This window comes from Bartonella sp. TT119HLJHH (genome assembly GCF_042193385.1).
Classification (GTDB): domain Bacteria; phylum Pseudomonadota; class Alphaproteobacteria; order Rhizobiales; family Rhizobiaceae; genus Bartonella.
The window spans coordinates 1-860 of sequence record NZ_JBHILS010000118.1 but is presented as its reverse complement, the minus strand read 5'-3'; the positions used below and the strand labels follow the sequence as shown (position 1 = coordinate 860).

Sequence of the window (860 nt, the reverse complement as noted above, 5' to 3'; positions counted from 1 at the left end):
GAAGATCAATCACTACCACACCTTGTGCTTTCATTGCGCATTGCTCTTAATGCGCTTTATAAACATTTTACGCAAAATCGGTAGTTTTCAAGCGGCGTCTTGGATATTAATGGCAACCTCTTTTCCAAGAGCAATGAGAGTGGATTCTAAGGCATCTAATTTGGTTGCGTGGTTTAAATCCAACAATCGATCAATTTGTATTGGATGAAGTTTTAAAAGACGTACGAGATCAGCTTTGCGTAAATTTTTTTCAATCATAGCGTTATGTATTGCAATTTTTAAAGTCACCAATGAAGATACTTCAACAAAAGAATAGGCAATATCACGATGTCCAAAGGGAATAGGTTCACGATCTTGAAAACACCCCATAATGACTGTTAAAAGTGCATTTTTAGCCTGTTCCAAAGCCTCTTTTTCATCGTTACCATAGGTAACAAATTCCTGAAAATCTTTGGAGACGACAAGAAGACTATCATTGTCATCTTTGATAAATTTGATTGCATATTTCATTTGTACCTCTATACTCAGGCTTATTTTAGGTCAAGATCTTTAAGAATTTTCTGGACTAATCCTGTTCCTAATTCTTTTCGCGTACCATGTATAGGTAAAACGGACCTTTTAGAACCACGCTTTATAAGCAAATGTCCTCTCTTCCCTGAAGTAAAATTGCAACCATGTTTTATTAAGATATCTTTTCAATTCTTGACTGTTTACTATAATAATATAACATCTAAAATGTTTAATATAAAACAAATGTTGTGTTAAAGGAAAATAAAGGACATCTTCATGATGCGTGACATCATCTTTAAGCCTTGATAGGTCTCTATCATCTCGTGAAGGAGCTGTTGTTCTTTTTCTGT

Annotated in this window: 2 protein-coding genes; both read right to left on the bottom strand. The window is 34.4% G+C overall.

What is annotated here, in order from left to right:
• Positions 1 to 87: 87 nt before the first annotated feature.
• Positions 88 to 510, bottom strand: a complete 423-nt coding sequence (locus ACFIJL_RS09680) for a type II toxin-antitoxin system HicB family antitoxin (protein WP_375624510.1) — start codon at positions 508 to 510, stop codon at positions 88 to 90.
• Between the two features lie 20 nt (positions 511 to 530).
• On the bottom strand, positions 531 to 641 hold the full coding sequence (locus ACFIJL_RS09675) for a hypothetical protein (protein ID WP_375624508.1): 111 nt from the start codon (positions 639 to 641) through the stop codon (positions 531 to 533).
• Between the last annotated feature and the right edge of the window lie 219 nt (positions 642 to 860).

Excerpts from the sequence above, each read along its gene's own strand:
- ACFIJL_RS09680 (WP_375624510.1), bottom strand. The coding sequence starts at position 510 with ATGAAATATGCAATCAAATTTATCAAAGATGACAATGATAGTCTTCTT.